Here is a 22,453-nt window from a genome sequence, read left to right as displayed (position 1 = left end):
GCCGAAACTGGGGCTGCGCCCCAGACCCCTGCAACACGCTTCGCGCGTTGTCCTCAAACGCCGGACGGGCTGATTTCAGCCCGTCCGGCGTTTGAGGACGCGGCCGCAGGACGCTCCCGCCGCAGGCGGCGAACCGGCCCGCAGCCGGGGGTCTGGGGCGCGAGCCCCAGTTCGGGAAGGGGCGGGGCTGGGGTAAGGAAAAAAACCGCTAACCCTGCCGTACCGGAATGCTCGTGAACGTGGGAGCCGGCGTCGGGTCCACGAAGAAGTCGTTGCCCTTGTCGTCCACGACGATGAACGCCGGGAAGTCCTCGACCTCGATCCGCCAGACCGCCTCCATGCCGAGCTCCTCGTACTCCAGGACCTCGACCTTCTTGATGCAGTCCTGCGCGAGCCGCGCCGCCGGACCACCGATCGACCCGAGGTAGAAGCCGCCATGTGCCGCACACGCGTCGGTGACCTGCTTCGAGCGGTTGCCCTTGGCGAGCATGACCTTGGAGCCGCCCGCCGCCTGGAACTGCTCGACGTACGCGTCCATCCGGCCGGCCGTCGTCGGGCCGAAGGAGCCGGACGCGTAGCCCTCGGGCGTCTTGGCAGGGCCCGCGTAGTAGACCGGGTGGTTCTTGAGGTACTCGGGCATCTCCTCGCCCGCGTCCAGCAGTTCCTTGATCTTCGCGTGGGCGATGTCGCGGGCGACGACGAGCGTGCCGGTCAGCGACAGCCGGGTCTTGACCGGGTGCTTGGTCAGCTCGGCGAGGATCTCGTCCATCGGCCGGTCGAGGTCGACGGCGACCGCGTCGAGGTCGGGCCCGGCGCCCGCGGTCAGCTCCTCCTCGGTGGTGTCCGGCAGGAAGCGCGCCGGGTCGGTCTCCAGCTGCTCCAGGAAGACGCCCTCCGGCGTGATCTTCGCCAGGGCCTGGCGGTCGGCGGAGCAGGAGACGGCGATGGCGACCGGGCAGGACGCGCCGTGCCGCGGCAGCCGGACGACGCGCACGTCGTGGCAGAAGTACTTGCCGCCGAACTGGGCGCCGATGCCGATCTTCTGCGTCAGCTCGAAGACCTTCTCCTCCAGCTCCTGGTCACGGAAGCCGTGACCGAGCGGGGAGCCCTCCTCGGGCAGCTCGTCGAGGTAGTGCGCGGAGGCGTACTTCGCGGTCTTCAGGGCGTACTCCGCGCTCGTACCGCCGACGACGATCGCCAGGTGGTACGGCGGGCACGCGGCGGTGCCCAGGGAGCGGATCTTCTCCTCCAGGAACTTCATCATGGAGGACTCGTTGAGGACGGCCTTCGTCTCCTGGTAGAGGAAGGACTTGTTGGCCGAGCCGCCGCCCTTGGCCATGAAGAGGAACTTGTACGCGCCGCCGTCGGTCGCGTACAGCTCGATCTGCGCGGGCAGGTTGGAGCCGGTGTTCTTCTCGTCCCACATGGTCAGCGGGGCCATCTGGGAGTAGCGCAGGTTGAGCTCGGTGTAGGCGTCGTAGATGCCGTGCGAGAGCGCTTCCTCGTCGCCGCCCTGGGTGAGGACGTTCTGGCCGCGCTTGCCCATGACGATCGCCGTGCCGGTGTCCTGGCACATCGGCAGCACGCCGGCCGCGGCGATGTTGGCGTTCTTCAGCAGGTCGAGCGCGACGAAGCGGTCGTTGGCCGACGCCTCGGGGTCGTCGAGGATGCGGCGCAGCTGCGCGAGGTGCGCGGGGCGCAGGTAGTGCGAGATGTCGTGCATGGCCTCGGAGGCCAGCTTCCGCAGGGCCTCCGGCTCGACCTTGAGGAACGTACGGCCGTCGGCCTCGAAGGTGCTCACGCCCTCCGAAGTGACCAGGCGGTACGGAGTGTTGTCCTCGCCCAAGGGGAGAAGATCCGTGTAGGCAAACTCTGGCATTGCGGCCATTCCTCACTCGGCAGACATGCTGGCTACTGCGACAGCACCCACAAGCGTAGAACGCGGGGCCCGGTGCGCGGTTGTGAGGTAAGGCTCACCGGCGACGACCCCTGTCGCGATCTATCGCGTTTCGCTACCCTGGCGGGGTGGACGAGTCATCGCGCGAGAAGCGCCCCCCGGTGCAGCTGGAGAAGGCCGCTCCGGCCGAAACGGCGCTCCGCGCCTCCGACGCCGACCGGGACCGGACGGCCGACATCCTGCGCGAGGCGCTGGGCGAGGGCAGGATCACGGCGGAGGAGCACGCCGAGCGGATCGGCGCGGTCTATCAGGCCCGCACCCTCGGCGAGCTGGAGCCGCTGACCCGCGACCTCCCCATCGCCTCCCGGCCCGCGCCCGCCGCGGCCGCGCGCCCGTACGACGCACCGGTGCGCCCCGGTGGTGCGGCCGCCGGGGCCGCCGAGAACCTCATCGCCGTCTTCGGCGGCGCCGCGCGCAACGGCCGCTGGCGCGTCCCCCGCCGGATCAACGCCTTCGCCCTGTTCGGCGGCGTGGAGATCGACCTGACGGAGGCCGTCTTCGAACAGCAGGAGATCGTCATCAACGCCACCGCGATCTTCGGCGGAGTCGAGATCAAGGTGCCGGAGAACGTCACCCTGCGCTCCACCGGCACCGGCATCTTCGGCGGTTTCGAGGTCAAGTCCAGCGAGGCGCCGGACGAGAGCGCCCCCGTCGTGACCGTCATGGGCTTCGCCGTCTTCGGCGGGGTGGAGGCCAAGCCCAAGAGGGGCAAGCGGCTGCGGAACCTCCGGGCGGGCGCCTGATCGCGGGCCGGTGCGTTCCGCTCATGGCAACGGTGTGAATAAGCACGCGCACAGCGGGTAAAGCTTGGTGCATCGTCTCTCGTACGGCTGCCGGTGCGAATGGCCGTGCGCAGTGGAGGCGGGCAAAGGTGACTCAATCGGCCAAGCTAAGCCGTCGTCAGGAGTAGACCGTGCTGCTACCGCATCAGCCCCTGCCTGAAGCCGCCGTACCGTCCCAGCGGATGCCCGCTCGGGATCAGGCCGGCCCCTGGCATTCGGAGGCGGTGTGCCGCCGGGATGAAGCCGGGCTCTTCTTCGCACCATCCAAGGAACCGACTGCCGCGCGGCTCTCCCGGGAGGAGGCCGCCAAGCGCGTCTGCGCGCGCTGCCCCGTGATGGTCGAGTGCCGGGAGCACGCGCTGCTCCAGCCCGAGCCCTATGGCGTGTGGGGCGGCCTGACCGCGGCGGAGCGCCGCGTCGTCCTGGCCCGGCGCCGCCGCCGCGAGGCGGAGCTGCAGCGCACGACGCGCGTCGCCGCGGCGGGCTGACCGTTCGGCCGCACCTGGGCAGGCAGGGGGCAGCCCGGGTGCGGATGTTCGGCCTCGAATGCCGGACGGGCTGAAATCACGCACCCGGGCCGCAGGATCAAAGCCGCGGCTCGCGAAATCCAGCCCGTCCGGCGTTCGTGCCCGAAGGGCGTTCCCGCCGCAGGCGGCGAACCGGCCCGCACTCAGAACCCGGTAGCCCGCCCGTCCGGCTCGAGGACTAGCTGGGGCGCTCGAAGTCGACCCTGCTGTAGGCACGCAGCTTCGACAGCCGGTGCGTGGAGTCGATCTGCCGGATGGTGCCCGACTTGGACCGCATCACCAGGGACTGCGTGGTCGCCGTCTCCGCGCGGTAGCGCACCCCGCGCAGCAGCTCGCCGTCCGTGATGCCGGTGGCGACGAAGAAGACGTTCTCGCCGCTGACGAGGTCGTCCGTGTGCAGGACCTTGCCGAGGTCGTGGCCCGCGGCCAGCGCGCGCTCGCGCTCCTCCTCGTCCTTGGGCCACAGCTTGGCCTGGATCGTGCCGCCGAGGCACTTGATGGCGCAGGCCGTGATGATGCCCTCGGGCGTACCGCCGATGCCCAGCAGCAGGTCCACGCCCGTGCCCTCGCGGACGGCCATGATGGCGCCGGCCACGTCGCCGTCGGAGATGAACTTGATGCGGGCGCCGGCCTCGCGGATCTCCTTGACGATGCCGTCGTGGCGGGGGCGGTCGAGGACGACGACGGTCACGTCCTCCGGCGACGAGTGCTTCGCCTTCGCAACGCGGCGGATGTTGACGCCCACCGGGGCGTCGATGTCGACGTAGTCGGCGGCCTCGGGGCCGGTGACCAGTTTGTCCATGTAGAAGACCGCGGACGGGTCGAACATCGAGCCGCGGTCGGCGACGGCCATGACGGAGACGGCGTTGGCCATGCCCTTGGCCGTCAGCGTCGTGCCGTCCACCGGGTCCACGGCGACGTCGCACTCGGCGCCGGTCCCGTCGCCCACGCGCTCGCCGTTGTAGAGCATGGGCGCGTTGTCCTTCTCGCCCTCGCCGATGACGACGACGCCGTTCATGGAGACGGTGCCGATGAGGGCGCGCATGGCCTTGACCGCGGCGCCGTCCGCGCCGTTCTTGTCGCCGCGCCCGACCCAGCGGCCCGACGCCATGGCGCCGGCCTCGGTGACCCGGACGAGCTCCAGGGCGAGGTTGCGGTCGGGGGCCTCGGGGCTGACTTCGAGCGGGGACGACAGGTGCTGATCGGTCATCGGAGCACACCTTTCTGTACGGCGACGGCCGTGGGACCCCTCGTCCCCCGGAGGGGGCAGAGGGTGAGGGTGCTGATGACTTTATCTGTTTACTGCGAGAGTGAGCAGGCCACCCCACGCATGAGCGGCGTCAAGGTCGCCCTGCGGTGGCTGGTGACGCGCCCGGCGGCCTCCGGCGGAGCACCGCCGTCAAGATCCGCGCGGCCATGGGGGACGATGGGGGCGTGGCAGGTAGGAACCCTAAGGCGCAGACCGTACGGAACATGTTGCTGGCGATGGCGGTGATCGTCCCGATCGCCCTGGTCAGCTATGTGTTCATCCCGCATGACGACAGCAAGGACCCCGTCAGGACCGTCGATTACCGGGTGGAGCTGGAGACGGCCCGGCGCGCCGCGCCGTACCCCGTCGCCGCGCCCGTGGGCCTCGACGCCGACTGGCGCGCGACCTCGGTCTCGTACCGCGCGGGAGGCAAGGACGGCTCCGCCTGGCACCTCGGCTTCCTCGACCCCGACACGCAGTACGTCGCGGTCGAGCAGAGCGACGCCCCCGCCGCGCCGTTCATCGACAACGTGACGCAGGGCGCGGCGAAGACCAAGCGCACCGAGAAGGTGGGCGACGCCACCTGGCTGCGCTACGAGGGCGAGAAGTACAACGCCCTGGTGCGCGAGGACCACGGCGTGACGACGGTGGTCACCGGCACCGCCGGTCCGGACCAGCTGACGAAGATGGCCGCCGCGCTCAAGGCCGAGAAGGCCAGGACGGCCGGTAAGGCCTGAGCGCGACGGCCGGAGTGATCCGGTCCGCCCCGGGCGGGGCGGGTCGGGTCAGATGGTCGTGACGACCTCGTCGTAGGCCAGGCGCGGCGAGCGCGGGAACGGCGCGTCACCGGCGGCGGGCTTGCCGATGTTGACGATCATCAGCGGGGTGTGGTCGTCGTCCAGGAACTCCTTCTGGACGCCGGCGAAGTCGAAGCCCGTCATCGGGCCCGCGGCCAGGCCGGCGGCGCGGAGGCCGACGATGAAGTACGCGGCCTGGAGGGCGCCGTTCAGCGTGGCGGACGCCTCGCGGGTGGGGCGCTCGCTGAAGAAGACGTCCTTGGCCTGCGGGAAGTGCGGGAAGAGGGCCGGGAGCTCCTCGTGGAACTCGTTGTCCGCGGTGAGGATCGCGACGAGCGGCGCGGTGCGGGTCTTGGGCTGGTTGCCCTCCGACATGTGTGCCACCAGGCGCTCGCGGGCCTCCTCGGAGCGGACCAGGACGATGCGCAGCGGCGTCTGGTTGAACGCGGTCGGGGCGTACTTCACCAGGTCGTAGATGGCCTGGATCTGCTCGTCGGTCACCGGCTCGTCGGAGAAGGTGCTGGCCGTACGGGCCTCACGGAAGAGCAGGTCCTGGGCGGCGGGGTCGAGCGCGAGGGTCATTCGGGGCACGCCTTCTCTTGTGTACGGAAATGTGTGCGGTATGACCACTCTGCCGCGCGGTACGTTAACTTTCAACTAAATCTGGGGGAGTGTGACGGGGTTCACGCCCGAGCTGATTTCAGCCAGTCCGGCGATTGAGGACGTGCCCGCAGGGGGGCACCTCCCAGCGGTAGCTGGGGGAGCTCCCGCCGCAGGCGGCAACGGACCCGCGCGTCGGGGTCTGGGGGCCCGCCCCCAGTTTCGGGAAGGGGCGGGGTAGGGGAACAAAGCCCGCCGCAGGCGCCCACCGACCCGCAGACAAGGGGCCCAGGGCGGAGCCCCCACGCGGCGGAGCCGCACATCAGACGCAGCCGGGAAGGGGCGGGGCCGGGAAAATCAGCCCCGCGAAGCGTCCTCGGAAGAATCCGCCGCCAGCGCAGCGTCAAGGCGGGCCCGCGCCCCCTCCAGCCAACGACGGCACACCTTCGCGAGCTCCTCGCCGCGCTCCCACAGCGCCAGCGACTCCTCCAGCGAAGTCCCGCCCGCCTCCAAGCGCCGCACGACCTCGATCAGTTCGTCCCGCGCCTGCTCGTACCCCAGCACGCTCTCGCCCGTGTCGCCCGCAGCCGCATCCGTCTTCGCCATGCGGCCCAGCCTAAGCGGGAGGGGTGACAACGGCCCGTACCGCGAACTCGCCCTCCGCGACCCGTGCCCGCAGTTCCTCCTCCGCCGCGACCTCGTCCGCGGCGCGCACCACCGAGCCGTCCGCGTGCTGGAGCACCGCGTAACCACGGCGCAGTGTCGCCGCCGGGGACAGGCCGACCACGCGCGCGTGCGTGTGCGTCAGTTCGGAGTCCGCCCGGTCCAGCAGGTGGCCGAACGTGCGCCGCCCCCGCTCGACGAACGCGGCGATCTGCTCCTCCCGTTCCTCCACCATCCGCTGCGGCCGCTCCACGCAGGGGCGTGCCCGTACGGACGCCAGCCCGCGCTCCTCGCGCTCCAGGTGCCCGGTGACGCAGCGCAGCGCGCGGTCCCGCAGCTGCCGTACGCGGAGCAGCTCCTCGCCCACGTCCGGCACGACCCGCTTCGCCGCGTCCGTGGGCGTGGACGCGCGGAGGTCGGCGACCAGGTCGAGCAGGGGGGTGTCCGGCTCGTGGCCGATCGCGGAGACCACCGGCGTACGGCACGCGGCCACCGCCCGCACGAGCTGCTCGTCCGAGAACGGCAGCAGGTCCTCCACGCTGCCGCCGCCGCGCGCCACCACGATGACGTCCACGTCCGGGTGGGCGTCCAGCTCCGCCACCGCCTCGATCACGCGCGGCACGGCGTGCACGCCCTGCACCGGGACGTTGCGCACCTCGAAGCGGACCGCCGGCCAGCGGTGCCGGGCGTTCTCCAGCACGTCGCGCTCGGCGGCGGACGCGCGCCCGCAGACCAGCCCGACGAGCTGCGGCAGGAACGGCAGCGGCCGCTTGCGGTCGGCGGCGAAGAGGCCCTCCGCGGCGAGCGACTTCTTCAGCTGCTCCAGCCGCGCCAGCAACTCGCCGACGCCGACCGGCCGGATCGCGGCGGCCCGCAGCGAGAGCGAGCCGCGCGGCGCGTACCACTCGGGCTTGGCGTGCACGACGACCCGCGCGCCCTCCGAGACGATGTCGGCGACCTCGTCGAACACGGAGCGGTAGCAGGTGACGGACAGCGAGATGTCGTGCGAGGGGTCGCGCAGGGTCAGGAACACGACACCCGCGCCCGGCCGCCGGGACAGCTGCGTGATCTGCCCTTCGACCCAGACGGCACCCAGCCGGTCGATCCACCCGCCGATGAGGCGGGACACCTGCCCGACGGGGATCGGGGCGTCGGGGGACGTATCGAGGGCCATGGAGCGAGCCTAGGGCCTGTCCGGCGGATCTTGTGGTCGGTGCTGCGGGTGGTCGTCGTCCGCACCACCGCTGCGCGGCGGTGTCCTCAATCTCCCCCAGCTAACGCTGGGAGGTGCCCCCAACGGGCTGGATGTGGCTGATGTGGGTGCGCAATTCAGCCCGTTGGGGGCACCTCTGGACGGAGTCCGGGGGAGGCTACGGGCCCGCGGACTGGCAAAGATCCGCCGGACACGGCCTAGCCGCGCGGGCCGGGGCCCGGGGCGGAGCCCGGCAGGAGGCGTGCGGGAGGTGTGCAGGATGCCTGCGGGAGAGCCCTGCGGGAAGGAAGGCCTCAGCCCGCCCGCGCCCGCCGCGCCGTCTGCACCCCCAGCACCGCCAGCCCCACCGCACACCACACGCCGCCCACCCACTGCGCCGTGGACGCCGCCTTCACGATCACCGCGATCACCACCGCCAGCCCCAGCACCGGCACCACCACGTGCCGCACCGGCCGCAGGCCGCCCCGCTTCCGTACCCCGAACCACCCCATCACCGACAGGTGCAGCAGCGCGAAGGCGACCAGCGCCCCCACGTCGACCACCGACACCAGCCGGTCCAGCCCGTCGTCGCGCCGGGCCGCCCACACCGCCGCGACCAGGGTCACCGCCGCGGCGCCCAGCAGCGCGGGCCGGGGGACGCCGGAGCCCGGGGCGACCTTGGCCAGCAGCGTCGGCAGGCGGCGGTCGCGGGCCATGGCGAACAGCAGCCGGCCCGCCGCCGCCTGCCCGGCCAGCGCGGCGAAAGCCGCGCCGACCGCCTTGCTCGCGGCCACCAGGTCGTGCAGCCAGGCACCGGTCGCCGAGTCGACCGTGTCGTAGAAGGCCGACCCCTGGTCCGCCGGGTGCGCGGCCAGCTCGGCGGGGGACATGGGGGCGAGCAGCGCCGCGAGGTACGTCTGGAGGACGAACAGCAGGCCCGCCACCGCCAGACACGTGAGCACGGCCCGCGCGACCCGCTCGGAGCCCCCGGCCGCCTCTTCCGCGAACGCGGCGATCGCGTCGAAGCCGAGATAGGAAAGGACCGCCACCGACACCGCGGTGAACACCGCGCCCGCCGAGAAGCCGCCCTCCCCGGTGAGCGGCGACAGCCACCCCCGCCGGGCGCCGTGCTCCGAGAGCGCGAAGACCGCCGAGGCGACGAAGACCAGCAGCACGGCGATCTCCATGGCCAGCACCAGGAAGCCCACCGCCGCCGCGGCCCGCACACCCCACAGATTCAGCCCCGTCGTCACGACCACCGCGAGCGCCGTCCACACCCACTGCGGCACCGCCGGCACGAGCGCGTGCATCGCGATGCCGGAGAAGAGGTACGCGACCGCCGGGATCAGCAGATAGTCGAGCATCGCCATCCAGCCGGCGATGAACCCCGCCCCTTCGCCGAGCCCCACGCGCGCGTAGGTGTAGACCGAGCCGGCCTGCGGCGCGACCCGCACCATCTGCGCGTACGACAGGGCCGTGAAGGCCATCGCCACCGTGGCCACCACATAGACGAGCGCGACCGCCCCGTGGGCCTTCGCGTCGAGTGTGCCGAAGATGCCGACCGGGGCCATGGGGGCGATGAAGAGCAGGCCGTACACGACGAGGTCCCGGAACGAGAGCGTGCGGCGCAGCGCGTCCTTCCGGCCGCCGCCGGGTGGTGTGGCCATGGAGTCGCCCCTCGCCGTTCCGTACCTCCCGCCCATCGTGCACCAGCTCCGGCCACGGTGCCGGTCGGCGGAACACCCCCGGAGGGCGGGCCCGTACGATGGAGTGCATGACTGCTGCCGCCGCCCGCAAGGTCCTGCTCGCCGCCCCCCGTGGCTACTGCGCGGGCGTGGACCGCGCCGTGATCGCCGTCGAGAAAGCCCTGGAACAGTACGGCGCCCCCGTCTATGTGCGCCACGAGATCGTGCACAACAAGTACGTGGTCCAGACGCTGGAGAAGAAGGGCGCCATCTTCGTCGAGGAGACGGAGGAGGTGCCCGAGGGGAACATCGTCATCTTCTCCGCGCACGGCGTCGCCCCCGTCGTCCACGAGGAGGCCGCCCGCGGCAAGCTGGCCACCATCGACGCGACCTGCCCGCTGGTCACCAAGGTCCACAAGGAAGCCGTCCGCTTCGCCAACGACGACTACGACATCCTCCTCATCGGCCACGAGGGCCACGAGGAGGTCGTCGGCACGAGCGGCGAGGCCCCCGACCACATCACCCTGGTCGACGGCCCCGGCGACGTGGAGAACGTGAGCGTCCGCGACGAGTCCAAGGTCGTCTGGCTCTCCCAGACCACCCTGTCCGTCGACGAGACGATGGAGACCGTCGACGCGCTCAAGGGCCGCTTCCCGCAGCTGATCAGCCCGCCGAGCGACGACATCTGCTACGCCACGCAGAACCGGCAGACCGCCGTCAAGCAGATGGGCGCCGAGGCCGACCTGGTCATCGTCGTCGGCTCGAAGAACTCCTCCAACTCCGTCCGTCTGGTCGAGGTCGCCCTCGGCGCGGGCGCCCGCGCCGCCCACCTGGTCGACTTCGCCGACGAGGTCGACGAGGCGTGGCTGGAGGGCGTGACCACGGTCGGCGTCACCTCGGGCGCCTCGGTCCCGGAGATCCTCGTCGAGGGCGTCCTGGAGTGGCTCGCCGAGCGCGGCTACGGCGACGTCGAGACGATCACGGCCGCCCAGGAGTCGATCACCTTCTCGCTGCCGAAGGAACTGCGCCGCGACCTGCGCGCGGAGGCGGCGTCCCTGTCGGCCGAGGGCGACGGCTCAGAGAAGTCCTGAACCGGACGGCCCGTGCCGCGTTCCGAGGGGTGAGTGCCGGCCCCAGCCCTTAGCGTGGTCGGCATGAACGTATTCGGCGTGGACATCGGCGGATCGGGCATCAAGGGCGCACCGGTCGACCTGACGCGGGGCGAGCTGACCGCGGACCGTTTCAAGCTCCTCACGCCGCGGCCGGCCACCCCGGACGCCGTCGCCGACACCGTCCGGGAGGTCGTGGCGAACTTCGGCTGGTCCGGGCGGCCGGTCGGGGTGACGTTCCCGGGCGTGGTGATCCGGGGCACGACGCGCACGGCGGCCAACGTCGCCGGGGAGTGGATCGGCGTGGACGCGGCCGGGCTGCTCGCCGCGCGGCTGGACGCCCCCGTGACCGTGCTGAACGACGCGGACGCCGCGGGCCTCGCCGAGATGTACTACGGCGCGGGGCGCGGCCGCCGCGGCACGGTCGTCCTGCTCACCTTCGGTACGGGCATCGGCAGCGCGGTCTTCTCCGACGGCAAGCTCGTGCCCAACACCGAGCTGGGCCACCTGGAGCTGAACGGCCACGACGCCGAGACGCGCGCCTCGACCCGCGCCAAGGAAGAGGAGGAGCTGAGCTGGCCGCACTGGGCGCGCCGGGTGCAGCGGTACCTCGTCCACGTGGAGAAGCTCTTCTCGCCCGAGCTCTTCGTCATCGGCGGCGGCGTCAGCCGGAAGGCCGAGAAGTTCCTCCCGCTGATCGAGGGCGTCAACGCGGAGATCGTGCCCGCTCGGCTGTTGAACAACGCGGGGATCGTAGGGGCCGCGATGGCCGCCGGCGCGGCCTCGCCCGATCCCGTCGTTGCTGCCTGAGCACCACCATGCGGCGTACGAACGCGATCAGCGCGGTGAGCGCGGTGCCCGCGTAGAGCCACCCGGCGTGCAGGGACAGCACGGTGACCAGGCCCATGGCCTGCCCCGCGAAGCTGTCCGGGCCCTCGGCGAGGGGCACCGCGCCGACCGCGAAGGCGATGGGCGCGGTCACCGGCGCGGTGATCAGGTCGGCCGGCCGCACCCACAGGGCGCAGGCCGAGCCCGCCACCAGGAAGAAGACGCCGTAGACCGCGGGCGAGCGGCCCGCCACGGAGTCCAGGGCGCCGGCCGCGAGCATGGCCAGGGCGGTCAGGAGGCCGCTGCCGAAGCCGGTCAGGCGGGGGCCCGGGACGCGCAGCGGGGGCGAGGCGCGCCCGGAGCGCGCGCGGTGGACCGCCGCCTTCTCGCCCTGCCCCACGGGGGAGGCGGGCCTGGGCACGGGGGAGGTACGACGGATCCTGGGCTGGGGCGCACGGGTGCTGGGTTGCTCCACCCGACCAAACTAGGTCGAGAAGTGGGAGGAATCCGACGTTGGACACGCGGTTTGGGCCACCTTGGCCGCGCGTTCGACTGATAGTCCTTCCGGGGCCGTGGTGCGGCGGGGACCCGTAGACTGGTTGACCGGCCCCGCCGTGGGCCGCGGACCCTTTACACCCTTCCCGGGGATGGCGGCGGCCGACCCGCTGCCGGAACCGCCCCGGGAATCTCGCTACGGGAAGTCGCCACGTGTCGCTCACGATCGGAATCGTCGGTCTGCCGAATGTCGGCAAGTCGACCCTGTTCAACGCCCTGACCAAGAACGACGTGCTGGCGGCCAACTACCCGTTCGCCACCATCGAGCCGAACGTGGGCGTCGTCGGCGTCCCGGACCCCCGGCTGGACAAGCTCGCCGAGATCTTCGGCTCGCAGAAGATCCTCCCGGCCACGGTCGACTTCGTCGACATCGCGGGCATCGTGCGCGGCGCCTCCGAGGGCGAGGGCCTGGGCAACAAGTTCCTCGCGAACATCCGTGAGTCGGACGCGATCTGCCAGGTCATCCGCGCCTTCAAGGACGAGAACGTCGTCCACGTCGACGGCAAGGTCTCGCCCAAGGACGACATCGAGACCATCAACACCGAGCTGATCCTCGCGGACCTCCAGTCGGTGGAGAAGGCGGTCCCGCGCCTGACGAAGGAGTCCCGCCTCCAGAAGGAGAAGGTGGCCGTCCTCGCCGCCGTCGAGGCCGCCCGGGCGATCCTGGAGTCCGGCCAGACGCTCTTCTCCGCCGGCATCACCAAGGGCACCGAGCAGGGCGACCTCCTGCACGAGCTGCACCTGCTCACCACCAAGCCCTTCCTCTACGTCTTCAACGTCGACGAGGACGAGCTGGTCGACGAGGACTTCAAGAACGAGCAGCGCGCCCTGGTGGCGCCCGCCGAGGCGATCTTCCTCAACGCCAAGATCGAGTCCGAGCTGATCGAGCTCGACGACGACGAGGCGCTGGAGCTCCTCCAGTCCATGGGCCAGGAGGAGCCCGGCCTGGCCACCCTCGGCCGCGTCGGCTTCGCCACCCTGGGCCTCCAGACCTACCTCACGGCAGGCCCCAAGGAGACCCGCGCCTGGACCATCAAGAAGGGCGCCACGGCCCCCGAGGCGGCCGGTGTCATCCACACCGACTTCCAGAAGGGCTTCATCAAGGCCGAGGTCATCTCCTTCGACGACCTCGTCACCACCGGCTCCGTCACCGAGGCCCGAGCAGCGGGCAAGGCCCGCATGGAGGGCAAGGAGTATGTGATGGCGGACGGGGATGTGGTGGAGTTCCGCTTCAACGTGTAGTGGGTGACATATCACCACGTCGCTGATCTGGCAAACATGCAGGTCAGAGAGGGTCCGACTCTTCGGGGTCGGGCCCTTGGTTTTTTCCCGTGCTGGGATGGTGCTGGGATAGCTGACCCCTCATCACCTGTCGTCATCCCTGGTCATCCGTACCGTGCTGGGATGGTGCTGGGATGCGGACGGGCTGCCGGTGCTGGGTTTTGCTCTAGCGAGTGCCTGAACCGTGGGACGGTGGCTGCTGGCTCTGGCACAGTGATCGGCACTGCTAGACGATTCTCGTGAGGAACTTGTGAGCACGCTCGGTAGCTTCATCTGGTCAATCGCTGACCAGCTTCGGGGTCCCTATCGCCCCAACCAGTACGGGACGGTGATTCTCCCGCTGACGATCCTGAGGCGGCTGGACTGCATCCTCGAGCCCGATCGTGCGATGGTGCGAGAGCTGGCTGCGAGGTACGAGAATCCGAACCGGCTCAAGGTCGAGGTCAAGAAGGCCACGGGGCGCACGTTCTACAACACCTCCCACTACGAGTTCGCGAACCTGCTGACCGATGCGGACGGGCTGGCGGACAACCTCGCTGACTGCATCGACCGGTTCTCCGCAGACGTGGACGTGTTCGAGTACTTCGACTTCAAGAAGGAGATCCTGGCCTTGGAGAAGGCCGGGCTCCTGCGCGAGATCGTCAAGTCCTTCGGCGCCCTCGACCTGCATCCCAACGTGGTGTCCAACGCGGACATGGGGGATGCGTTCGAGTACATCATCCGCAAGTTCAACGAGGCCGCGAACGAGACCTCCGGAGACCATTACACGCCGCGCGACGCGATCCGGCTGCTGGTCGACCTGCTCTTCGCTGAGAAGGACGTCGACCTCACCGAGGGCGGCATCATCCGGTCGCTGTACGACCCCACCGCCGGCACCGGCGGCATGCTCTCCCTGGCCGAGGAGCACTTGCTCGCGCGGAACCCTGGGGCGAAGCTGAGCCTGTACGGCCAGGAGTACAACCCGCAGTCGTACGCCATCTGCAAGTCCGACCTGCTTGCGAAGGGCCATGACGCGACCAATATCGCGTTTGGTAACACGCTCACCGACGACGCCTTCAAGGGGCGTCAGTTCGACTTCTCCATGTCTAACCCTCCTTATGGAGTGGACTGGAAGCAGTACGCCAAGACGGTCAAAGAGGAACGCGACTCTGCCGGACCCTACGGCCGCTTCGCGCCGGGACTGCCCGCGACCTCTGACGGCCAGATGCTATTCCTGCTCCACCTGGCCCACAAGATGCGCGCGCCCGAGGACGGCGGTGGCCGCGTCGGCATCGTCATGAACGGTTCCCCGCTCTTCACCGGGGGCGCCGAGTCAGGGCCCTCCAACATCCGCAGGTGGCTGTTGGAGAACGACCTGGTCGACGCGATCGTCGCGCTGCCTATCAACATGTTCTTCAACACCGGCATCCCCACGTACATTTGGATCCTCGACAACACCAAGCATCCCGACCGCCAAGGCAAGGTCCAACTCATCGACGGCACGTCGTTTTGGACCAGGATGCGCAAGAACCTCGGATCGAAGAACCGCGAGATCAGCGACGCCGACCAGGCCAAGGTCGTGCAGCTGTACGCCGATTTCGAGGAAGCCGACCCCGACCTCTCCAAGGTGGTGCGGAACGACGAGTTCGGCTACTGGACCATCACCGTTGAACGCCCGCTGATGGATGACGACGGCAAGCTGATCGTCGACCGTAAGGGCAACCCGAAGCCGGACTCGAAGAAGCGCGACACCGAAAACGTGCCCTTCAGTTACAATGGCTCGACGGCTGGCGCGGCGGCCGAGCGCGAGGTCGTTCAGGCGTACTTCGACGCCGAGGTGAGGCCGCACGTCCCCGACGCCTGGATCGACTGGGCGAAGACCAAGGTCGGCTACGAGATCCCCTTCACCCGTCACTTCTACCGGTACCTCCCGCCCCGGCCGCTCGCCGAGATCGACGCTGATCTGGAGAAGCAGGTCGCCAAGATCCTCGACCTGCTGCGCGAGGTGGAGCAGTGATGGGGCCTCTTTGGAAGGCCCTGCCCGAGGGGTGGCGGACGGGCCAGGTCAAGAACATCGCGACGGTCACACTCGGCAAGATGCTGCAGAGCAAGGACTCGGGCAGTGACTCACGTGCGCCCTACATGCGAGCTGCGAATGTGCAGCCCGATGGCGTGCTGGCCCTCGACGACGCGAATGAGATGTGGTTCCGCGCGGGCGAACTGGAGCAGTTGAGCATTCGGGCGGGCGACGTGGTCGTCGTCGAAGGCGGGCAGGGGGGGTTCGGTCGGGCCGCGTATGTCGACCAGGATCTTCCTGGCTGGGGATTCCAGAACTCGATCAACCGGCTCCGGCCCAGGGGAGAATGCGACGGCCGCTTCCTCGCGTTCTATTTGATCGCGCTGCGGGCCAGCGGCTTCATTCGTGCCTACGCCAACGTTGTCTCCATGCCGCACCTCACGGCGGAAAAGCTTGCCAGGATTCCGATTCCGCTGCCGCCGGTGGACCGGCAGCGGGACATCGCGGACTACCTCGACCGCGAGACGGTCCGCATTGACACACTCATCGAAGAGCAGCGGCGACTGGTCGAGATGCTCCGCGAGCGCCGTGAATCGGCGATCCGAGCCGTCCTGCTGCGCGGGTTGGACAGCGATGCGCCGCTTCGCGCCTCAGGCAGCGAATTTCTCGGTTCGATTCCGTCGGCGTGGAACGTGGTTCCGACACGACATCTCTGCACCATCACGACCGGTGACGAAGACTCGGGAAATGCCACCGAGGACGGCGCTTACCCCTTCTATGTCCGTGGGCGCGAGATTCTGCGATCGAATGCCTACGCATTCGACGGCGAGGCCGTTATGACCCCCGGCGACGGGCAAGGTGGGACCGGCAAGGTCTTCCACTACTTCGACGGGAAATTCCAGGCCCACCAGCGGGTCTACGTTTTCACCGACTTCCACGGGATCGCCGGGCGGTACTTCTACTACTACCTCTCCACCTTCCTGAGGCCGATCGCACTCGCCGGCAGCAACACCGTGACTATGGAGTCGCTGCGGCGACCGCTTCTCGCCGGCTTTCCCGTGGCTGTTCCGCCTTCGGATGAGCAAACCCGAATCGTCGGGTATCTCGACGAACAGACTGCCAAGATCGACCAGCTGATCGCCGAGACCGAGCGGTTCATCGAGCTCTCCCAGGAACGACGCGCAGCGCTCATTACGGCTGCGGTCACGGGGCGGATCGACGTACGAGGAGCGGCGTGATGGCCGACCACAACGAGGCGGTCTTCGAGAAGGAGATCTGCGAGTACCTCGAGGCCCGCGGCTGGCTGTACTCGGTGAACGACCACGACGGAGGCGAGTACGACCGCGAGCGAGCGCTGTTCCCGGCGGATCTGTTCGCGTGGCTGGAGGCGACGCAGAAGACGGCGTACGAGAAGGCGCTGAAGGCGGCGGGGTCGCAGGCGAAGTTCCTTGACGTGCTGACCGCAGCGTTGGACAAGCCCCTGGAACATGGCGGCGGGACACTGAACATCCTGCGCAACGGGGTTCAGTACATCGGTGGCGGCCGGTTGAAGATGGCGCAGTTCCGACCCGAAACCTCCCTCAACTCGACCACCGTGTCGCATTACGAGTCGATGCGGGTGCGAGTGGTGCGGCAGGTGCACTTCTCGACAGCCGATCAGCGCACCATCGATCTGGTGTTCTTCGTCAACGGGCTCCCGGTGGCCACAGTGGAGCTGAAGACCGACTTCACCCAGTCGCTGGACGAGGCGATCAACCAGTACAAGCATGACCGCAACCCGCTGACGAACGGGCGCCCGGAGCCGCTGCTGTCGTTCGGTCACCGGGCGCTGGTGCACTTCGCGGTCTCCAACGGCCTAGCGGCCATGACCACGAAGTTGGAGGGGGACAAGACCCACTTCCTTCCGTTCAACATCGGCTTCGACAGTGGTGCCGGCAACCCGCCTGGCGCGGACGATGGGTCGGCGACGGCGTACCTATGGGAACGCGTCTGGGAGAAGCACGCTTGGCTGAACGTCATCGGGCGGCTGATGATCGTGCAGACCAAGGAGGAGTGGGACGTCGCCACCGGCACCTCGGTGCGGCGTACGAGCATGCTCTTCCCGCGCTTCCACCAGTGGGAGGCCGTCACGAGCATCGTCGCCGCAGTGAGGGAGGAGGGTGTCGGGCACCGGTACTTGATCGAGCACTCGGCCGGGTCAGGAAAGACGAACACCATCGCCTGGACCGCCCACGGACTGGCCCGACTGCATGATGCCGACGACAAGAAGGTCTTCGACTCCGTCATCGTGGTCGTGGACCGTACCGTGCTCGACTCCCAGCTGCAGGATGCGATCCGGCAGATCGACGGGAACAAGAAGATTGTCGCGACGATCAGTCCAGAGGACGTCCGCAAGGCCGGCGCGAAGTCGAAGTCGGGTCTGCTGGCGCAGGCGCTGAAGAACGGCGAGCTGATCATCGCGGTGACGGTGCAGACTTTCCCGCACGCGCTGGAAGAGATCCGGACCGATGCCGGCCTTAAGGGCAAGCGATTCGCCGTGATCGCTGATGAGGCGCATTCCTCTCAGTCGGGGCAGATCTCCTCGAAGCTGAAGCAGGTACTGACGGCCGAGGAGCTCAAGGAGATCGAGGAGGGCGGGGATGTGGATGTGGAGTCGGTGCTGGCCTCGGAGATGACCGAGCGGGCCGAATCGGAGAACATCTCCTACTTTGCGTTCACCGCGACACCGAAGAACAAGACCCTCGAACTGTTCGGCCGCAAGGGCCCCGACGGCAAGCCGCGCGAGTTTCATCTGTACTCGATGAAGCAGGCGATCGAGGAGGGCTACATCCTCGACGTCCTCAAGGGCTACCAGTCCTACGACACCGCGCTGCAGATCGCCGGCAAGGCCGAGGCCGGTGACGGAGGCGAGGTCGAGGAGGCTGCCGCCCGTAAGGGGCTGATGAGGTGGGTTCAGCTCCACCCGACGAACGTCAGCCAGAAGGTGCAGATCGTCGTCGAGCACTTCCACGCCAACGTTGCCTACCTCCTCGAAGGCAAGGCGAAGGCAATGGTGGTGACCGACTCGCGCAAGTCCGCTGTGAAGTACAAGCTGGCGATAGATGCCTACATCGCCAAGCGCCGCGCCGAGGACGCCTCGTATAACTACCGCACTCTGGTTGCCTTTTCGGGCGGGGTGACGATGCCCGAGAACGAGCCCTGGCACAGCGACTGGGGCCCGCAGCCGTCGAAGGACGACGAGTTCACCGAGACCAACATGAACCCGGGCGCAGGGGCTGATCTGGCGGCCGCGTTCAAGGGCGATACGTACAAGATCATGCTGGTCGCCAACAAGTTCCAGACCGGCTTCGACCAGCCCCTGCTCTCGGCGATGTACGTCGACAAGAAGTTGTCCGGGGTCACCGCGGTACAGACGCTCTCGCGCCTCAACCGCACCCACCGCACCGCTGGTGGGGAGCAGAAGCGCAAGACTTTCGTCATCGACTTCGCCAACAAGCCCGAGGACATCAAGACGGCCTTCGAGCCGTACTTCAAGAACGCGGCTCTGGAGACCGAGACCGACCCGTATGTCGTCGTCCATCTGGCCAACAAGCTTGCCCAGGCCGGGATCTACGCCGAGGACGATGTCCGCAAGGTCGCCGAACTGTGGGTGACGAGGAAAGGCAACAACGCTCTCTCGGCGGCGATCAGCCCGGCGCAGCACGACTTCCGGCGCCGCTACGCGCGGGCGATCGAGGAGGAAGACAAGGTCAAGCTCCAGGAGCTCGACCTGTTCCGCAAGGACGTCTCCACCTACGTACGGCTCTACGACTTCATGTCCCAGATCGTCGACTACGGCGATCCCTACATGGAGATGCTCTCGATCTTCCTGCGCCTGCTGGAGAAGGTGATTGCCGAGTCCGCTTGGGCAGCCGACGTGGACCTCTCTGACGTTGTGCTGGTGGGGGTCAAGCACAACAAGGCGATAGCAGTCGACATCTCGCTCGTGGGCGACGGGCAACTGAAGGGCATCAGCGCCGCTGGCACGGGCGCGAAGAAGGATCCGAAGTACGTCGCGCTTCAGGTCGTCATAGACAAGATGAACGACCTCTTCGGTGCCGAAACGTTCGCTGCCTCCCAGGTCAGGGAATTCGTACAGGGCCTCGTGCAGCTGCTGCTCGCCGACCCGAACTTGGTCCAGCAGACCAAGGTGAATTCCAAGAAGCAGTTCCTGGAGTCACAGGACTTCCAAGCGGCAGTCACTGAGGCAGTCGCAGACAACCAGGACGCCCACAACACGATGGCTGACTACTTCTTCACCGACGGGCCGGCCATCAACGCGATCATCGTGGCCCTCGCGGATGCCTTCTACGAAGCAGCGGTCGATCCCTATGCAGCCGCCGGTAGCGTGCTTGCGGTTGACGTGGCACCTTCGGCGCTTTCGGCACCGCCACGCTGCCGAGCGCATCTGACACTCTTGGACGACAACCCCAGTGTGGGGACTCCAGTACACGTGACACTGAAGCTGGTCGCTGAGTCCCAGCATCCCTGGGCCCGCCCGGGTGGGCGGCCCGCGCTGGACATCGTGGCCGTGCCGTTGAGCGGCGCGGAGGTTACACCAGCCACGATGGCGTACCACCCTGAAGACGCCGAATCCGAGCAGTTCCGCTTCACGGCCCTGGAGCCCGGCACACACCGGATCCGGTTCACCCTGCTACATCACGACACAGGCACCGTCTTGCAGCAGGTGGAGTCCGATCTGTCCGCAGCTGCGGCCGCGCACGGGGAGGGCCTGACCGATGCCCCGTGAATTGACCACCCGCATTGTTCAGGACCCCAGCGACGGCTTCCGCTTCCTGCCGCACCTGACGACGGAGGCTCCCGACCTCTGCGTCAGCTTCGACGTCCTCGGCGAAGGTCGGATCCGGGCGCGGATGTCAGGCTCGGCCGTTCCGGCACTCCACGGCACCGAGCATAAGGTTGACCTGCTTGCCCGGCCCGATGAGGTCCATGCGGCGGCGGCCCGGCTCCGTGCCCGATGGAAATCGGAGTTCGTTGATTTCCAGCCGGTCGATGACCTGGGTCGGTCTCTACAGAGTCGACGGCGCCCGTACGCAACGTCTGCGGACCTCAGTGCCGAACCTGAGGAGGAGCTGCGCCAGATAGTGGCCGATCTGGCTCGAAGCGGGGAATCACTGCTGTTTAGCACTCTGCTGCGCGGTGACGACGAACTGACCGGGATGTTCCGCAACTCACTGCGTTCGGCCTTGTCCCAGGAGGGGCTGCGGGTGCGGTTCGACTCCAATCTACATCTGCCCTGGCCATTGCTGTGTACAACCGAAGATTCCACCGTGCCTCCAACCTTGGAGGTTCTCTTCACTCGCTTCCTCGGCCATCGGCATCAGATCGAGCACACCGGTGATGCCTACGCGTGGATCGGGCCGCCCGGAGCAACCCACGAGCGGACCTCGGTCAGCCTGAACCACGACGTCCGCGTGGGCAGCGCCACCCGTGCGGATGAAGTCGCGAAGGCACTGGCGGCGGGCACGGAGTTCACCGTGCGAACGACCTATGAGGAGCTAGTCCGCGATCTGGGTAAGCCCGAGCTGGACGAGCAGTTGATGTACTTCTGGTGCCACGGAGAGTTCGTTGGGAACCCTCCCGAACCCCCGACCCTGGTCGTCAAGCTCACCGACGGCACCCCCTTCGACGGCTACACCGTACGAGAGCTGAGGGCAAACTATCGGCACGGTTGTTTTCGACCGTTTGTCCTGCTCAACGCCTGCCACACGGGAGTTTCTGCGGCGAGTGCGGACCGAGCGTTCCTGGGGAGCATGCTCATCGAGCACGGCGCGCAGGGCGTGCTTGAGCCGCAGATCGCAATGCCGCAGGCGTTTGCCGCCGAGTACGCGCTCGAGTTCGTCACCCGCTACTTGCGCGGGGCGGCGACCGCTGGCCAGATCACTCATGAGTTGGCCCGGGACTTCGCCGCCCGATACCGAAATCCCCTGGGGTTCGCCTATGGTCTGCACTGCGGTATGGATGCTCGTCTGGATCGGACAAGTGGGGGCGAGGCGTGAGCCGTGTTGGCACGGTGGAGGTCGTCGACCTGGATGCGACGGGCTGGCTGCTCGACGCTGACACGGGTGAGCCTGTGCCCGAGACCTGGCTGCACCATTACTTCGCGGAGCGTCTCGCCCCGCCTCTCTGGGCGACGGACATACTCGTCTATGTCCATGGTTGGCAGACGTCACCCGACTCCGCCTACCGCACCGCAGAGCGACTGTTGGCTCTGATGCATGACGTCCTTGTGGCAGCCCCGGCCCGGTACCCGACCCTAGCGGCCAAGGGCTTCAGCCCATGGTGTGTCGTCGTGCGCTGGCCATCCTCCAGCCTGGTCACCCCCACCGGCTACCGCAGGATCCGGGACCTGGCGCACGCGATGGGCGCACGCGACGGAGGAGGCCACGCCGCCCACATCCTGGGCCGGCTCCTCGGCTATCTGGACGCCGAGCGCGCCGACCCTGGAGCAGCGCCTGTGCTCGCCAACCGAGACGGTCAGTACCTCCACCTCGTCGGGCACTCCTTCGGCTGCCGCTTCCTGTGCGAGGCAGTCCAATGGTCGGCAGACGCCCGCCTCGATGACACACTCGGCTGGAGCGTGACAGACCACTCGCCATCCCGCCCGTTCACCGCCGACAGCATGTTGCTATTCCAGATGGCTGCACGCCGGGACGCGTTCCTCTCGCTCTTTCCGAACATCCTGCCGAGCGAGGTGCATGACGGCGCTCCGCTGAGGGGCCCCGTCGTCGCCACTTACTCCCGTCACGACCGGGCGACGGGGTTCTGGCACCTGCGGGCCGAGCAGCAAACCGGCATCGGACACTCCGGAATTGGTCCGGCCCCAGCGCCCATGTTCACCACACCTCTGTTGCCACTCGACGAGCGGTACCCGCACTCCGCGCTCGACCACCGTTTCGTCAACATCGACGCCTCCGACGTGTATGTTCGCGGGCGCCACCTCAATCCGGCAGGCGCCCATTCCGATCACGTGCGCGCTGAGTCGGCACACCTGCTACTCACCCTCGCGGACTACTCGCGCTGAGGCGACGGTCCAAGGCCCCCAATGCCAGGGGACTGCACCCTCGCGCAACCCGTGTACGCCGCCACCGCTCATCCGCTATTTCTCGCGCAGCCGACCGTGGCACCGCTCACTCAACCTTGACCCTCCCGGGCCCTTCGAAATGGCCCCA

18 protein-coding genes are annotated in these 22,453 nt (G+C 68.5%); 11 read left to right on the top strand and 7 right to left on the bottom strand.

Annotation, left to right across the window (positions count from 1 at the left end):
- Positions 1–208: 208 nt before the first annotated feature.
- Positions 209–1,879: a fumarate hydratase gene (locus tag AB0435_RS27850; protein WP_366428219.1), complete on the bottom strand. Its 1,671-nt coding sequence runs from the start codon at positions 1,877–1,879 to the stop codon at positions 209–211.
- A 146-nt stretch (positions 1,880–2,025) separates the two neighbouring features.
- Here AB0435_RS27850 and AB0435_RS27845 point away from each other — a divergent pair, with 146 nt between their 5' ends.
- Positions 2,026–2,700 (top strand): DUF1707 domain-containing protein, encoded by a 675-nt coding sequence (locus tag AB0435_RS27845; RefSeq protein WP_366428218.1) that lies wholly within the window; start codon positions 2,026–2,028, stop codon positions 2,698–2,700.
- 221 nt (positions 2,701–2,921) lie between these two features.
- Positions 2,922–3,227 (top strand): WhiB family transcriptional regulator, encoded by a 306-nt coding sequence (locus AB0435_RS27840; protein ID WP_366004878.1) that lies wholly within the window; start codon positions 2,922–2,924, stop codon positions 3,225–3,227.
- 217 nt (positions 3,228–3,444) lie between these two features.
- On the opposite strand, the gene glpX is transcribed toward AB0435_RS27840, so the two are convergent.
- A complete protein-coding gene (gene glpX, locus AB0435_RS27835; RefSeq protein WP_366004877.1) occupies positions 3,445–4,476 on the bottom strand; it encodes a class II fructose-bisphosphatase in 1,032 nt (343 codons plus the stop codon).
- A gap of 224 nt (positions 4,477–4,700) precedes the next feature.
- On the opposite strand from glpX, the gene AB0435_RS27830 reads away from it, so the two are divergent.
- Entirely contained in the window at positions 4,701–5,252 is a 552-nt protein-coding gene (locus AB0435_RS27830) for a DUF4245 domain-containing protein (protein ID WP_366428217.1), read from the top strand.
- A 48-nt stretch (positions 5,253–5,300) separates the two neighbouring features.
- Here AB0435_RS27830 and AB0435_RS27825 read toward each other — a convergent pair whose 3' ends face one another.
- The 4 genes from AB0435_RS27825 to AB0435_RS27810 form a co-directional block, all read right to left on the bottom strand.
- On the bottom strand, positions 5,301–5,894 hold the full coding sequence (locus tag AB0435_RS27825; RefSeq protein ID WP_366004918.1) for a malonic semialdehyde reductase: 594 nt from the start codon (positions 5,892–5,894) through the stop codon (positions 5,301–5,303).
- A gap of 375 nt (positions 5,895–6,269) precedes the next feature.
- Positions 6,270–6,518, bottom strand: coding sequence for an exodeoxyribonuclease VII small subunit (locus AB0435_RS27820; protein ID WP_366004875.1), 249 nt, complete (start codon positions 6,516–6,518; stop codon positions 6,270–6,272).
- A 10-nt stretch (positions 6,519–6,528) separates the two neighbouring features.
- Positions 6,529–7,749: an exodeoxyribonuclease VII large subunit gene (gene xseA / locus AB0435_RS27815; protein ID WP_366004874.1), complete on the bottom strand. Its 1,221-nt coding sequence runs from the start codon at positions 7,747–7,749 to the stop codon at positions 6,529–6,531.
- A 332-nt stretch (positions 7,750–8,081) separates the two neighbouring features.
- Positions 8,082–9,434, bottom strand: coding sequence for an APC family permease (locus tag AB0435_RS27810; protein ID WP_366004873.1), 1,353 nt, complete (start codon positions 9,432–9,434; stop codon positions 8,082–8,084).
- A gap of 98 nt (positions 9,435–9,532) precedes the next feature.
- Between AB0435_RS27810 and AB0435_RS27805 the strand changes: the two genes are divergently transcribed.
- Both AB0435_RS27805 and ppgK read left to right on the top strand, forming a co-directional pair.
- Positions 9,533–10,543, top strand: a complete 1,011-nt coding sequence (locus tag AB0435_RS27805) for a 4-hydroxy-3-methylbut-2-enyl diphosphate reductase (RefSeq protein WP_366004872.1) — start codon at positions 9,533–9,535, stop codon at positions 10,541–10,543.
- A gap of 63 nt (positions 10,544–10,606) precedes the next feature.
- Positions 10,607–11,371 (top strand): polyphosphate--glucose phosphotransferase, encoded by a 765-nt coding sequence (gene ppgK / locus AB0435_RS27800; protein WP_366004871.1) that lies wholly within the window; start codon positions 10,607–10,609, stop codon positions 11,369–11,371.
- Here the strand turns inward: ppgK and AB0435_RS27795 are convergent.
- A complete protein-coding gene (locus tag AB0435_RS27795) occupies positions 11,268–11,864 on the bottom strand; it encodes a DUF6542 domain-containing protein (RefSeq protein ID WP_366004870.1) in 597 nt (198 codons plus the stop codon). The two genes, ppgK and AB0435_RS27795, sit on opposite strands and share 104 nt — an antisense overlap.
- A 233-nt stretch (positions 11,865–12,097) precedes the next feature.
- Here AB0435_RS27795 and ychF point away from each other — a divergent pair, with 233 nt between their 5' ends.
- The 6 genes from ychF to AB0435_RS27765 all read left to right on the top strand — a co-directional run bounded on the left by ychF (position 12,098) and on the right by AB0435_RS27765 (position 22,305).
- The gene (gene ychF, locus AB0435_RS27790; protein WP_366004869.1) at positions 12,098–13,186 is read left to right on the top strand and encodes a redox-regulated ATPase YchF; all 1,089 of its coding nucleotides are present in this window, start codon (positions 12,098–12,100) and stop codon (positions 13,184–13,186) included.
- A 289-nt stretch (positions 13,187–13,475) separates the two neighbouring features.
- A complete protein-coding gene (locus AB0435_RS27785) occupies positions 13,476–15,221 on the top strand; it encodes a class I SAM-dependent DNA methyltransferase (protein WP_366428216.1) in 1,746 nt (581 codons plus the stop codon).
- Complete coding sequence (locus tag AB0435_RS27780; protein ID WP_366428221.1) at positions 15,221–16,459, top strand: restriction endonuclease subunit S; 1,239 nt, start codon at positions 15,221–15,223, stop codon at positions 16,457–16,459. The genes AB0435_RS27785 and AB0435_RS27780 overlap by 1 nt, the downstream gene beginning before the upstream one ends.
- On the top strand, positions 16,459–20,010 hold the full coding sequence (locus AB0435_RS27775; protein WP_366428215.1) for a DEAD/DEAH box helicase family protein: 3,552 nt from the start codon (positions 16,459–16,461) through the stop codon (positions 20,008–20,010). The genes AB0435_RS27780 and AB0435_RS27775 overlap by 1 nt, the downstream gene beginning before the upstream one ends.
- The gene (locus tag AB0435_RS27770; RefSeq protein WP_366428214.1) at positions 20,000–21,280 is read left to right on the top strand and encodes a CHAT domain-containing protein; all 1,281 of its coding nucleotides are present in this window, start codon (positions 20,000–20,002) and stop codon (positions 21,278–21,280) included. The genes AB0435_RS27775 and AB0435_RS27770 overlap by 11 nt, the downstream gene beginning before the upstream one ends.
- A complete protein-coding gene (locus AB0435_RS27765) occupies positions 21,277–22,305 on the top strand; it encodes a hypothetical protein (RefSeq protein ID WP_366428213.1) in 1,029 nt (342 codons plus the stop codon). The genes AB0435_RS27770 and AB0435_RS27765 overlap by 4 nt, the downstream gene beginning before the upstream one ends.
- Positions 22,306–22,453: the final 148 nt, after the last annotated feature.

This window comes from Streptomyces sp. NPDC051173, from assembly GCF_040689515.1.
Classification (GTDB): domain Bacteria; phylum Actinomycetota; class Actinomycetes; order Streptomycetales; family Streptomycetaceae; genus Streptomyces.
This window is presented reverse-complemented; position numbering and strand designations above follow the sequence as displayed.

Bases quoted from the DNA above. Each gene is read 5' to 3' on its own strand.
- AB0435_RS27850 (WP_366428219.1), bottom strand. From the start codon at position 1,879: ATGCCAGAGTTTGCCTACACGGATCTTCTCCCCTTGGGCGAGGACAAC.
- AB0435_RS27840 (WP_366004878.1), top strand. From the start codon at position 2,922: ATGCCCGCTCGGGATCAGGCCGGCCCCTGGCATTCGGAGGCGGTGTGC.
- glpX (WP_366004877.1), bottom strand. From the start codon at position 4,476: ATGACCGATCAGCACCTGTCGTCCCCGCTCGAAGTCAGCCCCGAGGCC.
- AB0435_RS27825 (WP_366004918.1), bottom strand. From the start codon at position 5,894: ATGACCCTCGCGCTCGACCCCGCCGCCCAGGACCTGCTCTTCCGTGAG.
- AB0435_RS27820 (WP_366004875.1), bottom strand. From the start codon at position 6,518: ATGGCGAAGACGGATGCGGCTGCGGGCGACACGGGCGAGAGCGTGCTG.
- xseA (WP_366004874.1), bottom strand. From the start codon at position 7,749: ATGGCCCTCGATACGTCCCCCGACGCCCCGATCCCCGTCGGGCAGGTG.
- AB0435_RS27810 (WP_366004873.1), bottom strand. From the start codon at position 9,434: ATGGCCACACCACCCGGCGGCGGCCGGAAGGACGCGCTGCGCCGCACG.
- AB0435_RS27805 (WP_366004872.1), top strand. From the start codon at position 9,533: ATGGAGTGCATGACTGCTGCCGCCGCCCGCAAGGTCCTGCTCGCCGCC.
- ppgK (WP_366004871.1), top strand. From the start codon at position 10,607: ATGAACGTATTCGGCGTGGACATCGGCGGATCGGGCATCAAGGGCGCA.
- AB0435_RS27780 (WP_366428221.1), top strand. From the start codon at position 15,221: ATGGGGCCTCTTTGGAAGGCCCTGCCCGAGGGGTGGCGGACGGGCCAG.
- AB0435_RS27775 (WP_366428215.1), top strand. From the start codon at position 16,459: ATGGCCGACCACAACGAGGCGGTCTTCGAGAAGGAGATCTGCGAGTAC.
- AB0435_RS27770 (WP_366428214.1), top strand. From the start codon at position 20,000: ATGCCCCGTGAATTGACCACCCGCATTGTTCAGGACCCCAGCGACGGC.